This window comes from Cupriavidus pauculus, from assembly GCF_003854935.1.
Classification (GTDB): Bacteria; Pseudomonadota; Gammaproteobacteria; order Burkholderiales; family Burkholderiaceae; genus Cupriavidus; species Cupriavidus pauculus_C.
The window spans coordinates 1,526,910-1,539,715 of the sequence record NZ_CP033969.1 but is presented as its reverse complement, the minus strand read 5'-3'; the positions used below and the strand labels follow the sequence as shown (position 1 = coordinate 1,539,715).

Sequence of the window (12,806 nt, the reverse complement as noted above, 5' to 3'; positions counted from 1 at the left end):
CGAAAGGAGCAATGCCATGAGCAAACCGGACCTGTCCACGCTGTCCAGCCTGTCGCCGTTCGAACTGAAGGACGAACTGATCAAGCTGGCCAGCAGCGATGCCAACCGCCTGATGCTGAACGCGGGCCGTGGCAACCCGAACTTCCTGGCCACCGTGCCGCGCCACGGCTTCTGGCAGCTTGGCCTGTTTGCGATGCGCGAGTCGGAGCGCTCGTTCCAGTACATGCCCGAGGGCGTGGGCGGATTTCCGCGCCGCGACGGCATCGAGGAACGCTTCGACCTGTTCGCGCGCGAGAACCAGGAAGTACCGGGCGTGAAGTTCCTGGCCGGCGCGGTGTCGTACGTGCGAGACCAGCTCGGCCTGAGCGCCGCCGACTTCCTGTACGAGATGTGCGAGGGCATCCTGGCCTGCAACTACCCGGTGCCGGACCGCATGCTCAAGCTGAGCGAGGTGATCGTCGGCCAGTACATCCGCAGGGAGATGATCGGCAAGCACCCGTTCATCGGCGAGTTCGACCTGTTCGCCGTGGAAGGCGGCACGGCGGCCATGACCTACCTGTTCAACTCGATGCGCGAGAACCACATGCTCAAGGCCGGCGACAAGATCGCGCTGGGCATGCCGATCTTCACGCCGTACATCGAGATCCCGGAGCTGAACGACTACCAGCTCGTGGAGCTGTCGATCGACGCCGACCCCGAGTCGCGCTGGCAGTACTCGAACCAGGAGCTGGACAAGCTGCGCGACCCCAGCGTCAAGGCGTTCTTCCTGGTCAACCCGAGCAACCCGCCGTCCGTGCGGATGAGCGACGAGAGCCTGGAATACCTGGCGTCGATCATCGAGGAGCGGCCCGACCTGATCATCCTGACCGACGACGTCTACGGCACCTTTGCCGACGACTTCGTCTCGCTGTTCGCGCTCTGCCCGCGCAACACAATCCTGGTCTACTCGTTCTCGAAGTACTTTGGCGCCACGGGCTGGCGGCTGGGCGTGATCGCCACCCACCGCGACAACATCTTCGACGAGAAGCTGGCCAAGCTGCCCGAGGACCAGCGCAAGGGGCTGCACAAGCGCTACAACTCGATCACGACCACGCCGGACACGCTCAAGTTCATCGACCGCATCGTGGCCGACAGCCGCACCGTGGCGCTGAACCACACGGCGGGGCTGTCCACGCCGCAGCAGGTGCAGATGGTGCTGTTCTCGCTGTTCTCGCTCATGGACACGCCGGACGCCTACAAGCAGGCGATGAAGCGGCTGATCCGCAGCCGCAAGGCCGCGCTGTTCAGGGAGATCGGCATCGCCCCCGAGGATGCGGCCGATCCGAACGTGGTGGATTACTACACGCTGCTCGACATCGAACAGCTCGGCGGCAAGGCGCTGGGGCCCGAGTTCGTGAAATGGGTGCTGTCGTCGACCGAACCCACCGAACTGCTGTTCCGCCTGGCCGAGGAAGCCGGCGTGGTGCTGCTGCCGGGCCGCGGCTTCGGCACGCGCCACCCGTCGGGGCGCGTGTCGCTAGCCAACCTCAACGAGTCCGACTACGCCAAGATCGGCAAGTCGATCCGCAAGCTGTTCGAGGACTACGTCGAGCGGTACAACCAGGCCACCGGCAGCAAGGCCGACAAGAACGTGACCAAGAAGTAGGCCGCCGGCTCAGCGCGCCTCGACGAACGCCAGCACCGTCTCCAGCATCTGCCGGATGGCCGGGCGGATGTTGGCGGCCCTGGCTTCGTCGTACGCGAACGGGTAGACCTCTTCCATGTACGACGATTGCGTCTGCTCCAGTTGAATGGCGTGCACGCCGGCGGCCGGGTTGCCGTACTGGCGCGTGATGTAGCCGCCCTTGAAGCGGCCGTTCAGCGCCGCCGTATGGTTGGGCACGGCGCTGGCGATGTCGAACAGGCTGGCGGCCAGTTCGGGGTCGCAGCTCTTGCCGTCGGCGGTGCCCAGGTTGAAGTCGGTCAGCTTGCCTTCGAAGAAGCGCGGCAGCACCGAGCGGATCGAGTGGGCGTCCCAGAGCGCGATCGTGCCGTGGGCGTCGCGCAGGCGCTGCAGTTCGGCCTGCAGCGCGTTGTGGTACGGATGCCAGATCGCGTCGCGGCGCAGCGCGATCTCGGCGTCGTCGGGGCCGGGCGCGCCGTCGGCGTAGACCGGCGTCTTGTCGAACGTGTCCACCGGGCACAGGCCCGTGGTGTCCTGGCCGGGGTACAGGTTGGCGTTGTCGGGCGGGCGGTTCAGGTCGACGACGTAGCGCGAATGCGTGGCCATCAGGATCGACGCGCCCAGGTCGCGGGCAAAGTCGTACAGGCGGTCCATGTGCCAGTCGGTGTCGGGCACGGTGCGGGCCTCGGGCGTCAGGCGCGCGGCCAGCCCGGCGGGTACGTGGGTGCCGACGTGCGGCATCGACACCAGCAGCGGGCGCGTGCCGCGATGCAGCGTGAAGGCGGGAGTATCGGTGCGGAAGGAGGAGGACATCGTGGGGGCTTTGTGTCTCTGAGGCTTTTGTAACGAGGACGGGCCGGCGGCGCGTCAGTCCGCCAGCAGCCGGGCGCGCGCCTCGGCGAACAACCGGCCGGCATCGGCCTGATCTCGATGCACGCCGTGCTGCACGCGGCACGTGCCGCCCGTGCGGACTTCCGCTAGTGTCTCATGCCCGTGGCTGGCGAACACGTGGGTCGCCAGCGCCTGGGGGCCATCCAGCCCGGCCAGCGTCGGGTGCAGGCCGTCCAGCACAATGAAGTCGGCACGCTGGCCTGCCGCCAGCCCGGCCACCGGCCGCGCGGCGGCCTGCGCGCCGCCGGACACCGCTTCCAGCCACAGCCGGTCCGCCACCTGCGGGTGCGCGGCCGACGCCAGCACGTTGCGGCGCTGCAGGCCCAGCCGCTGGCCGTATTCGAACGTGCGCAGTTCCTCGGCCACGCTGACGCTGGCATGGCTGTCCGAGCCGATGCCCCACGCGCCCTGCTGCGCCAGGTACGGCGCGGCGTCGAACACGCCATCGCCCAGGTTGGCCTCGGTGGTCGGGCAGATGCCGGCCACCGCGCCGCTGCGCGCCAGCCGGCGCCGCTCGTCCCAGTCCATGTGCGTGGCGTGCACCAGGCACCAGCGCGCGTCCACGGACGCATGGTCGAGCAGCCATTGCACGGGCCGCACGCCGGTGGCCGCCAGGCAGTCGTCCACCTCCTTCTGCTGCTCGGCGATGTGGATATGCACCGGCGCCGTGGCGTCCATTGCGTGCAGCGCGGCCACCGCCTGCGCCAGGCTGCGCGGCGGCACCGCGCGCAGCGAATGCGGCGCCAGCCCCAGCCGCGCGCCATAGGCGGCGCAGTGCGGCGCCAGCCGTTCCAGCAGCGCCAGCATGGCGTCGGTATCGTGCAGAAAGCGGCGCTGGTCGGCCTGCGCGGGCTGCTCGCCAAAGCCGGCGGTCTGGTACAGCACCGGCAGCAGCGTCATGCCGATGCCGGCGGCCTGCGCGGCGCGCAGCAGCCGCAGCGACATCTCGGCCCGGTCGGCATAGGGCCGGCCGTCCGGATCATGGTGGACGTAGTGGAATTCGCAGACGCTGGTATAGCCCGCGCGCAGCATTTCGATATAGAGCTGCGTGGCGATGGCTTCCAGCGCATCGGGCCCCACGCGCAGCGCAAAGCGGTACATCAGCGTGCGCCAGCTCCAGAACGAATCGGCGCCGGCCGGATCGTCGCCGTCGGGCGACACGGTGCGGTACTCGGTCAGCCCGGCAAACCCGCGCTGGAACGCATGCGAATGCAGGTTCGGCATGCCCGGCAGCACCGGCCCCGCCGCCTGCGGCACGCCGGGCGCGGGTGCGGCGCCGGCCGTCACGCTGGTGAACGCGCCCTGCGCGTCCCATGCCAGCAGCACGTCGCGGGCCCAGCCATCGGGCAGCAGCGCGTCGCGCGCGAACAGTTGGCCGGCGTTCATCGGAACACCCTGCCCTGCCGCACCACGCCGGCACACGGATTGCGGCCGAACCAGTACGCGAGTTCCGCCGGCGATGCCACGCGCCAGAGCGCAAAGTCGGCGGCGCGGCCGGGGGCCAGGCGGCCATGCCGGTCGGCCGCGCCCAGCGCACGCGCGGCGTGCGTGGTGACGCCGGCCAGTACCTCCGGCACGGTCATGCGGAACAGCGTGCAGGCCATGTTCATCATCAGCAGCAGCGACGTGGTGGGCGACGTGCCCGGGTTGTGGTCGGTCGAGATGGCGACCGGCACGCCGTACTGGCGCAGCAGCGCCAGCGGCGGCAGGTGCGTGTCGCGCAGGAAGTAGTAGGCGCCGGGCAGCAGCACGGCCACGGTGCCGGCCTGGGCCATCGCGGCCACGCCGGCTTCGTCCAGGTGTTCGAGATGGTCGGCCGACAGCGCGCGGTGCCGCGCGGCCAGCGCCGCGCCGCCCAGGTTGCTCAGCTGTTCGGCATGGAGCTTGACCGGCAGCCCGTGGCGCGCGGCGGCGTCGAACACGCGCTCGGTCTGCGCCGGCGAGAAGCCGATGCCCTCGCAAAACGCATCCACCGCGTCGACCAGCCCCTCTTCGGCCAGCGCCGGCAGCATCGTGCCGCAGACCAGGTCGATATAGTCGTCGGCGCGCCCCGCGTACTCGGGCGGCAGCGCGTGGGCACCCAGGAACGTGGTGTGGACGGTCACGCCGAATGCTTCGCCCAGTTGCCGCGCCACGCGCAGCTGCTTGCGCTCGGCGTCCAGCGACAGCCCGTAGCCGGACTTGATCTCGATGGCCGTCACGCCCTCGGCCAGCAGCGCCTGCAGCCGCACGGCCGACTGCGCGAACAGCGTGGCCTCGTCGGCCTCGCGCGTGGCGCGCACGGTGGACACGATGCCGCCGCCGGCGCGCGCGATGTCCTCGTAGCTGGCGCCGGCCAGCCGCATCGCGAACTCGTCGGCCCGCTGGCCACCGTAGACCAGGTGCGTGTGGCAATCGACCAGCCCAGGCGTGATCCACGCCCCGCCGGCATCGTGGCGGTCCAGGTGCGCAAAGTCGCCCGGCAGCGCGGCGTGCGCGCCGACCCAGGCCACCCGGCCATGCTCGACGACCAGCGCGCCGTCGCGGATCGCGCGGTCCGGGTCGCCATCGGGCAGCAGGTGGCAGTGATGCCAGACGCCGTCGGCGGACGGCGCGTCGTGGATGTTCATCGGTCCCGCTCCCCAAGCAAGGTCACGCGCAGGCACAGCGCGGAAGGTTCGGCCGGTTGCCAGGCGATGGCCGGCAAGCCGGCAGGCACCAGCAGGCCCGCGCCGGCCGCCAGCCGCTGGCCGTCGCCGGCCTGCCACGCGCCGCGCAACGCCAGCAGCAGCACGGTGGCATCGGCGCCGTCGACCGACTCGGTCGTGAATGGCGCATGCATCGTCGATAGGAGGGCGCGACAGGTGCCGCGCCGGGTCATCACGTTGAAGTCGCGCGTGGGGCCGTCCACCAGCGTGGCGTGCACGGCCGTGTCGCCGGAGAACGCGAACGGCTCGCCCACGCGCACGAGCTTGTGGCAGAACGAGTCGTCGTGCGCCTGCAGGTGCACGCCCGCGCCTTCCATCAGCACGATCTGGCGGTCGATGCCCGGAAAGGCCGAGAACGGCCCGTCCGTGGCGATGTCGGCCACGCTGATCCGCCAGTCGAAGGTGTCCATGCCCGCGCCGGGCGGCCACACGGCAATCTCGCGCGTGCTGCCGCCGCCGTTCTTCCACGGCGTGGGCGCGATGGCGTCCAGCGTGAACGGCGTGGCGCGCATCAGCGGTTCACCATCGGCAGGTTCAGGCCTTTTTCCTGCGCGCAGGCGATGGCGATGTCGTAGCCCGCGTCGGCATGGCGCATCACGCCCGTGGCCGGGTCGTTCCAGAGCACGCGCGCGATGCGGCGGTCGGCAGCCTCGGTGCCGTCGCAGACGATGACCACGCCGGCGTGCTGCGAGAACCCCATGCCCACGCCGCCGCCGTGATGCAGGCTGACCCACGTGGCGCCGCCGGCCGTGTTCAGCAGCGCGTTGAGCAGCGGCCAGTCGGACACCGCGTCGGACCCATCGCGCATCGCCTCGGTCTCCCGGTTCGGCGACGCCACCGAGCCGCAGTCCAGGTGGTCGCGCCCGATCACGACCGGCGCCTTCAGTTCGCCGTTGCGCACCATCTCGTTGAACGCCAGCCCGGCGCGGTGGCGCTCGTCCAGCCCCACCCAGCAGATGCGCGACGGCAGGCCCTGGAACGCGATGCGGTCGCGCGCCATGTCCAGCCAGCGGTGCAGCGGCTTGTCGTCCGGGAACAGCTCCTTCATCCTGGCGTCGGTCTTGTAGATGTCCTCGGGGTCGCCCGACAGCGCCACCCAGCGGAACGGCCCCTTGCCACGGCAGAACAGCGGGCGGATATAGGCCGGCACGAAGCCGGGGAAGTCGAACGCGTTCTGCACGCCTTCCTCGAACGCCACCTGGCGGATGTTGTTGCCGTAGTCGACGGTCGGCACGCCCATCTGCTGGAAGGCCAGCATCGCCTGCACGTGCTTGACGATGGACTGGCGCGCGGCGGCCTCGACGGCCTTCGGGTCGCGCACGCGCAGGTCTTCCCACTGCGCGACGGTCCAGCCTTCGGGCAGGTAGCCGTTGATGACGTCGTGCGCCGACGTCTGGTCGGTCACGATGTCCGGCCGCATGCCGCCAGCCTGCGCCCGGCGCGCCAGTTCCGGGACGATCTCGGCCGCGTTGCCGAGCAGGCCCACCGAGATGGCCTGGCCCTGCCGGGTGGCCGATTCGATCATCGCCAGCGCCTCGTCGAGCGTGGTGGCCTTCTTGTCCAGGTAGCGCGTGCGGATGCGGAAGTCGATGCGCGACTCCTGGCACTCGATCGCCAGCACGCACGCGCCGGCCAGCACGCCGGCCAGCGGCTGCGCGCCGCCCATGCCGCCCAGCCCGGCGGTCAGGATCCACTTGCCGGTCAGGTCGCCGCCGTAGTGCTGGTTGCCGGCCTCGACGAACGTCTCGAACGTGCCCTGCACGATGCCCTGCGTGCCGATGTAGATCCACGAGCCGGCCGTCATCTGGCCGAACATCATCAGCCCGGCGCGGTCCAGTTCGTTGAACTTGTCCCAGGTGGCCCAGTGCGGCACGAGGTTGGAGTTGGCGATCAGCACGCGCGGGGCGTCGGCATGGGTGCGGAACACGCCCACCGGCTTGCCCGACTGCACCAGCAGCGATTCGTCCTCGCCCAGCCGGCGCAGGCTGTCCAGGATGGCGTCGAAGCATTCCCAGTTGCGCGCAGCCTTGCCGATGCCGCCGTAGACCACCAGGTCCTGCGGGCGCTCGGCCACGTCGGGGTCGAGGTTGTTCTGGATCATGCGGTACGCGGCCTCGATCAGCCAGTTCTTGCAGTGGAGCTGGCTGCCGCGCGGGGCGCGGATCTCGCGCTGGCCGCGCGCGGTGTCGGTGAATTGGCGTTCGTTGGCGTTCATGGCGGTCTCGTGTCTCTGCGAAGGGGTTCGGATGTCAGGCTGCGGCGTTGGTGGGCAGGATGTCGCGGACGGCGGCGGGCCAGCCGGCGCCGGCGTCGCCCTGTACCACCCACTGCTTCATCGCCTCGATGTCGGGCGCCAGGTAGCGGTCCTGCTCGACAAACGCCACGCGGCTGCGGATGCGGGCCAGTTCCTGCTCCACCAGCGGCGACGACTTGAGCGGGCGGTGGAATTCGATGCCCTGCGCGGCCGCCATGGCCTCGATGCCGACGATCACGGCCGTGTTGGCGGCCATGTCGCCCAGGCGGCGGGCGCCGTAGGTGGCCATCGACACGTGGTCTTCCTGGTTGGCCGACGTGGGCAGGCTGTCGACGCTGGAAGGGTGCGCCAGCGACTTGTTTTCCGACGCCAGCGCCGCCGCCGTGACCTGCGCGATCATGAAGCCCGAGTTCAGGCCGCCGTCGCGCACCAGGAACGGCGGCAGGCCGGACAGGCCCGTATCGAGCAGCAGCGCCAGCCGGCGCTCGGAGATCGCGCCGATCTCGGCGATGGCCAGCGCCAGGATGTCGGCCGCGAAGGCCACCGGCTCGGCGTGGAAATTGCCGCCCGACACCACGTCGCCCTGCTCGGAGAAGACCAGCGGGTTGTCCGACGCGGCGTTGGCCTCGATGCGCAGGATGCGGGCGGCGTGCGCGAGGTTGTCCAGGCAGGCACCCATCACCTGCGGCTGGCAGCGGATCGAATACGGGTCCTGCACGCGGCCGCAGGTCTTGTGGGAGTCGACGATGTCGCTGCCGTCCAGCATCGCGCGCACGGCGCCGGCCACGGCGATCTGGCCGGCCTGGCCGCGCGCCGCGTGGATGCGGGCGTCGAACGGCTTGACCGAGCCCTTGATGGCTTCCAGCGACAGCGCGCCGGCCACGAGCCCGGCGGCGAAGGTGTCCTCGGCCGCGAACAGGCCAGCCAGCGCCAGCGCGGTGGACACCTGGGTGCCGTTGAGCAGCGCCAGCCCTTCCTTGGGACCCAGCGTGAACGGCCGCAGCCCCGCGTGTTCCAGCCCCTGCGCGGCCGGCACGCGGCGGCCATCGACCAGCACGTCGCCCACGCCGATCAGCGTGCACGACATATGCGCCAGCGGCGCCAGATCGCCCGACGCGCCGACCGACCCCTTGGCCGGGATGCACGGCGTGACGCCGTGGTTGGCCAGCGCCAGCAGCGCCTCGATCAGTTCGCGGCGCACGCCCGAATGGCCGCGCGCCAGGCTCACGGCCTTGATCGCCAGGATCAGCCGCACGGTGTCCGGCGCCAGGTCGGGGCCGGTGCCCACGCTGTGCGACAGCACCAGGTTGCGCTGCAGTTCGGCCAGCTTGTCGTGCGCGATGCGCGACTGGGCCAGCTTGCCGAAGCCGGTGTTGATGCCGTAGACCACGGCGTCGGCGTCGATGATGTCCTGCACGGTGGCCTGCGCGGCGCGCACGCCGGCCCAGGCGGCGTCGGCCATCGCCAAGCGCACTTCGCCACGATGGATGCGGCGCAGGTCGTCCAGCGTCACGTGGCCGGGGTTCAGGGTCAGGAGGGGGCGGGAATCTGCGGTCATGTTGCGGCGCCTCGGGTAGTGGCTTGTTGTATGAGCCTGTCTATACAGGTTAGTCGAAAAATAAACCCGTGGACCGGTTTCTGGCCGGCCCTCGGGCTTCTTGTCCTAGCCGAAGGCGGGATTGCCGTCGGCGCGAAAGCGGCTGCCCAGCCGGTAGCGGTTGCCCGGATGCAGGCATCGCACGAACGTGACCGGTACGCCACTGGTCCACGTGCGGCGCGTCAGCAGCAGGCACGGCTGGGTGGGCGGCATTTCCAGCTGCGCGGCCTGCTCGGGCGTGGCGGCGATGGCGTCGACCACATGCTCGACCTGGTCGTACGGCACGTTGCGCAGCAGGTATTCGCCGGGCTGGGTATCGGCAAAGTCCTGCGTGATGAAATCGGGCGCCACGCGCGGGTTCACGTAGCGGTCTTCCAGCTGCACCGGCACGCCGTCCTCGCGGTGGATGCAGATCGAGTGGTAGACCGATTCGCCGGTGCGCAGCTCCAGCGCGGCGGCCACCTCGATCGACGCGGACACGCGCTCCACCAGGATCACGTCGCACGCGTAGTCGTGCCCGCGCATGCGGATCTCGTCCTGCAGGTTGACCACCGACAGCAGCGTGGACTGCGGCTTGTGCTCGGCCACGAACGTGCCCACGCCGGCCACGCGCACCACCCTGCCCTGCTCCGACAGCTCGCGCAGCGCGCGGTTGACCGTCATGCGCGACACCGAGAACCGGTTCACCAGCTCCTGCTCTGACGGCACGCGGTCGCCCGGCTGCCACGCGCCGCTCTGGATCTGGCGCGCGATGTATTCCTTGACCTGCTGGTACAGCGCGGCCGGGGCGTTGGAGGCGGGGGCGGGCGCCGCGGGGTGGGCTGCCGGATGGGCGGACGAATTCATGGATGGGTCTGCGGGCTGCCCGGTCAGTGTTCGGCCGAAGCCATGGCCTCGGCGCGAATCTCCTCGGTGAGCCGTGCCTTGAGCACGGAGAACTCGGGCGACGTCTTGATCGTGTAATGGCGCGGATGGGGAAAATCCACCGCGATCTCGCTCTTGATCCGACCGGGCCGCGCGGAAAAGACCGCCACGCGGTTGGCCATGAAGATGGCCTCGTCGATATCGTGCGTGACGAATAGTACCGTCTTGCGGTGCGATTCCCAGATGCCCAGCAGCAGCTCCTGCATCAGCACGCGCGTCTGGTTGTCCAGCGCGCCGAACGGCTCGTCGAGCAGCAGGATCTTCGGGTCGTTGGCCAGCGCGCGCGCAATTGCCGTGCGCTGCTGCATGCCGCCCGACAACTGCTTCGGATAGTGCTGCTCGAAACCGCGCAGCCCGACGCGCGAAATAAAGAAATCGCTACGCTCCTTCTGCTCGGCCAGGCTCATGCCGCGCTCGCGCAGGCCAAAGCGGACGTTCTGCTCGATGGTCAGCCACGGAAACAGCGTGTACGACTGGAACACCATGCCGCGGTCGGCGCCGGGGCCGGCCACGGGCTGGCCGTCCAGCAGCACCCGGCCGCCGCTGGGCGCATCGAGCCCGGCCACGATGCGCAGCAGCGTGGACTTGCCGCAGCCCGACGGACCCAGGATCGTCACGAAATCGTTGTCGCGCACCTCGAAGTCCACCGGCAGCAGCGCCTGCGTGCTGCCCCCGTTCGGATTGGCGAAAGTACGAGAAACCTGCTGGATCGACAGCGCGCTCATTTGATCGAACTCCACGGGAACAGGCGCTGGTTGGCCAGCTTGAAGACAAGGTCGGACACCAGCCCGATGCAGCCGATCACGATGATGCCGAAGATGATCTGGCCAGTGTTCAGCAGCGCCTGGCTGTCGGTGATCATGTGGCCGATGCCCGACGACGAGCCGATCAGCTCCGCCACGATCACGTACGTCCAGGCCCAGCCCAGCACCAGCCGCAGCGTCTCGGCAATCTCGGGCGCCGCGCCCGGAATCAGCACGCGCCGGACGATGCCGCGCGGCGTGGCGCCCAGCGTGTAGGCCGCCTCCACCAGGTCCTTGCGCGCGCCGCCCACGGTCACCGCCACCATCAGCACGATCTGGAAGAACGACCCGATGAAGATGACCAGCAGCTTCTGCGTCTCGCCGATGCCGGCCCAGAGGATCAGCAGCGGGATGAACGCCGATGCCGGCAGGTAGCGGCAGAACGACACGAACGGCTCGAAAAACGCCTCGGCTGCCTTGTACGACCCCATCAGGATGCCCAGCGGCACGGCCAGCACGGCCGCCAGCACGAAGCCGCCCACCACGCGCCAGACCGTCATGCCGATGTCGCCGATGAAGCCGTACTGCGTGAACAGCAGCCAGCCTTCGTTGGCCATCGTCAGCGGATCGGCCAGGAACGTGCGCGACACGAATCCGCCCAGCGTGGCGGCCGCCCAGACGCCAAAGAACAGCACGAAGAACGACAGGCCGAGCATCCAGCGGGCCCGCGACGACACGGGCACCAGCGGCGACAGCCACGGATGGCGGGCGCGCGCCGCGCGGTCGGCCGCTGCGGCGACGATGGGCGCGGGCGCCTGCGTGGTGGAGGCTTGCGACATCGTGGCCTCCCGCTTACTTGAGGAACCGGGCGTCATAGAGCGCCGTCACGTCGGGCACCTGGCGGATCACGCCGATGTCCTTGAGCACGTCGGCCGCTTCCTTGCTGAAGCTGGCCAGCTCGCCCGAGAAGAATTTCTGGTTCGCCGCCTTGTCCTGCCAGCGCAGGTACGACGACGACTTGGCAAACTGCTCGCCGGTCTGCTTGACCGCCGCGCCCATGATCTCGTTGGATTTTTCCGGCTCCTTGCGGATCAGCTCCAGCGCCTCGAAGTAGCTGTCGACCAGCGCCTGCGCGGCCTTGGGATTGTCCTTGAGCCACTTGGGCGCGCAGCCGAGCGTATCGGTCACCATCGGATAGTCGAGCGTGGTGGCCAGGATGCGGCCCTTGTCCGGGTTGGCGCGCACCGTGGACAGGTACGGCTCGTAGGTCATCGCCGCGTCGTTCTGGCCGGCCACGAACGCCTGCGCGGCGGCCTGCGGCGACAGCGTGGTCAGCTTGACGTCCTTCAGCGTCATGCCGTTCTTCTTCAGCATCCACGCGAGGCCGAAGTACGGCGCGGTACCCGGCGCATCGACGCCGATGGTCTTGCCCTTGAGGTCGGCAAACGACTTCACGTCGCCGCGCACGGCCAGGCCGTCGGCGCCGTACGACTTGTCGAGCTGGACGATCTGCGTGATCGGCACGCCATTGGCATTCCACGCCACGTGCGTCTCGACCGTGGTCGCCGCGCACTGGATCGCGCCCGAGGCCAGCGCCAGGTGCCGGTCCTTCTGCGGGATCATCTTGATCTCCACGTCCACCCCGTGCTTCTTGAAGATGCCGGCCTTGTCGGCCAGCGACAGCGGCGCAAAGCCGGTCCAGCCGCTCATGCCGATGGCAACCGGCGTGTTCTGGGCCTGGGCCGGGGCGGCGGCCACCGTGGCGAATGCCAGGGTGGAAAGGATCAATGCGGCGCGGCGGTGCAGCTTCATGCTGTCGGCTCCCGTTGGGTCTTTTCTGGATGTGGGTCCCGTCTCCTGGACCAGGCGGCGCTGTGTCCGCGCTCGGCCTGACGGGCACTCTAGCAAACCTGTATATACAAGACCAACCCGGTGTTTACCCCGGGCGCCGGCAAAGTGCATCGTCCGCTATGCGGGTGCTGGCGCCCTTTCGGGGTGCATCAGGGGGTGGCGGTGCACCGGGTGGAAGCATGGACATCCGTCCGGC

General features: G+C 69.6%; 11 protein-coding genes. 1 reads left to right on the top strand and 10 read right to left on the bottom strand.

The window, feature by feature from the left end:
• Nucleotides 1-16 precede the first annotated feature (16 nt).
• Nucleotides 17-1,645 carry a bifunctional aspartate transaminase/aspartate 4-decarboxylase gene (locus tag EHF44_RS08790; protein ID WP_124683393.1) on the top strand — a complete coding sequence of 543 codons (1,629 nt, stop codon included), beginning with the start codon at nucleotides 17-19 and terminating at the stop codon, nucleotides 1,643-1,645.
• A gap of 9 nt (nucleotides 1,646-1,654) precedes the next feature.
• On the opposite strand, the gene hutG is transcribed toward EHF44_RS08790, so the two are convergent.
• The 10 genes from hutG to EHF44_RS08740 all read right to left on the bottom strand — a co-directional run bounded on the left by hutG (nucleotide 1,655) and on the right by EHF44_RS08740 (nucleotide 12,571).
• A complete protein-coding gene (hutG, locus tag EHF44_RS08785; protein ID WP_124683392.1) occupies nucleotides 1,655-2,476 on the bottom strand; it encodes an N-formylglutamate deformylase in 822 nt (273 codons plus the stop codon).
• Nucleotides 2,477-2,530: 54 nt separating this feature from the next.
• Nucleotides 2,531-3,940, bottom strand: a complete 1,410-nt coding sequence (locus EHF44_RS08780) for a formimidoylglutamate deiminase (protein ID WP_124683391.1) — start codon at nucleotides 3,938-3,940, stop codon at nucleotides 2,531-2,533.
• On the bottom strand, nucleotides 3,937-5,163 hold the full coding sequence (hutI, locus tag EHF44_RS08775) for an imidazolonepropionase (protein WP_124683390.1): 1,227 nt from the start codon (nucleotides 5,161-5,163) through the stop codon (nucleotides 3,937-3,939). The genes EHF44_RS08780 and hutI overlap by 4 nt, the downstream gene beginning before the upstream one ends.
• Nucleotides 5,160-5,753 (bottom strand): HutD/Ves family protein, encoded by a 594-nt coding sequence (locus EHF44_RS08770; protein ID WP_124683389.1) that lies wholly within the window; start codon nucleotides 5,751-5,753, stop codon nucleotides 5,160-5,162. The genes hutI and EHF44_RS08770 overlap by 4 nt, the downstream gene beginning before the upstream one ends.
• Nucleotides 5,753-7,456, bottom strand: coding sequence for a urocanate hydratase (gene hutU, locus EHF44_RS08765; RefSeq protein ID WP_124683388.1), 1,704 nt, complete (start codon nucleotides 7,454-7,456; stop codon nucleotides 5,753-5,755). Before hutU ends, EHF44_RS08770 begins: the two co-directional genes overlap by 1 nt.
• Before the next feature lie 34 nt (nucleotides 7,457-7,490).
• Nucleotides 7,491-9,053, bottom strand: coding sequence for a histidine ammonia-lyase (gene hutH, locus EHF44_RS08760; protein WP_124683387.1), 1,563 nt, complete (start codon nucleotides 9,051-9,053; stop codon nucleotides 7,491-7,493).
• A 105-nt stretch (nucleotides 9,054-9,158) separates the two neighbouring features.
• Nucleotides 9,159-9,938: a histidine utilization repressor gene (gene hutC, locus EHF44_RS08755; RefSeq protein WP_124683386.1), complete on the bottom strand. Its 780-nt coding sequence runs from the start codon at nucleotides 9,936-9,938 to the stop codon at nucleotides 9,159-9,161.
• Between the two features lie 23 nt (nucleotides 9,939-9,961).
• Entirely contained in the window at nucleotides 9,962-10,741 is a 780-nt protein-coding gene (locus EHF44_RS08750; protein ID WP_124683385.1) for an ABC transporter ATP-binding protein, read from the bottom strand.
• Nucleotides 10,738-11,598 (bottom strand): ABC transporter permease, encoded by an 861-nt coding sequence (locus EHF44_RS08745; RefSeq protein ID WP_124683384.1) that lies wholly within the window; start codon nucleotides 11,596-11,598, stop codon nucleotides 10,738-10,740. Before EHF44_RS08745 ends, EHF44_RS08750 begins: the two co-directional genes overlap by 4 nt.
• Before the next feature lie 13 nt (nucleotides 11,599-11,611).
• The gene (locus tag EHF44_RS08740; protein WP_124683383.1) at nucleotides 11,612-12,571 is read right to left on the bottom strand and encodes an ABC transporter substrate-binding protein; all 960 of its coding nucleotides are present in this window, start codon (nucleotides 12,569-12,571) and stop codon (nucleotides 11,612-11,614) included.
• Nucleotides 12,572-12,806 lie beyond the last annotated feature (235 nt).

Excerpts from the sequence above, each read along its gene's own strand:
- EHF44_RS08790 (WP_124683393.1), top strand. The coding sequence starts at position 17 with ATGAGCAAACCGGACCTGTCCACGCTGTCCAGCCTGTCGCCGTTCGAA.
- hutG (WP_124683392.1), bottom strand. The coding sequence starts at position 2,476 with ATGTCCTCCTCCTTCCGCACCGATACTCCCGCCTTCACGCTGCATCGC.
- EHF44_RS08780 (WP_124683391.1), bottom strand. The coding sequence starts at position 3,940 with ATGAACGCCGGCCAACTGTTCGCGCGCGACGCGCTGCTGCCCGATGGC.
- hutI (WP_124683390.1), bottom strand. The coding sequence starts at position 5,163 with ATGAACATCCACGACGCGCCGTCCGCCGACGGCGTCTGGCATCACTGC.
- EHF44_RS08770 (WP_124683389.1), bottom strand. The coding sequence starts at position 5,753 with ATGCGCGCCACGCCGTTCACGCTGGACGCCATCGCGCCCACGCCGTGG.
- hutU (WP_124683388.1), bottom strand. The coding sequence starts at position 7,456 with ATGAACGCCAACGAACGCCAATTCACCGACACCGCGCGCGGCCAGCGC.
- hutH (WP_124683387.1), bottom strand. The coding sequence starts at position 9,053 with ATGACCGCAGATTCCCGCCCCCTCCTGACCCTGAACCCCGGCCACGTG.
- hutC (WP_124683386.1), bottom strand. The coding sequence starts at position 9,938 with ATGAATTCGTCCGCCCATCCGGCAGCCCACCCCGCGGCGCCCGCCCCC.
- EHF44_RS08750 (WP_124683385.1), bottom strand. The coding sequence starts at position 10,741 with ATGAGCGCGCTGTCGATCCAGCAGGTTTCTCGTACTTTCGCCAATCCG.
- EHF44_RS08745 (WP_124683384.1), bottom strand. The coding sequence starts at position 11,598 with ATGTCGCAAGCCTCCACCACGCAGGCGCCCGCGCCCATCGTCGCCGCA.
- EHF44_RS08740 (WP_124683383.1), bottom strand. The coding sequence starts at position 12,571 with ATGAAGCTGCACCGCCGCGCCGCATTGATCCTTTCCACCCTGGCATTC.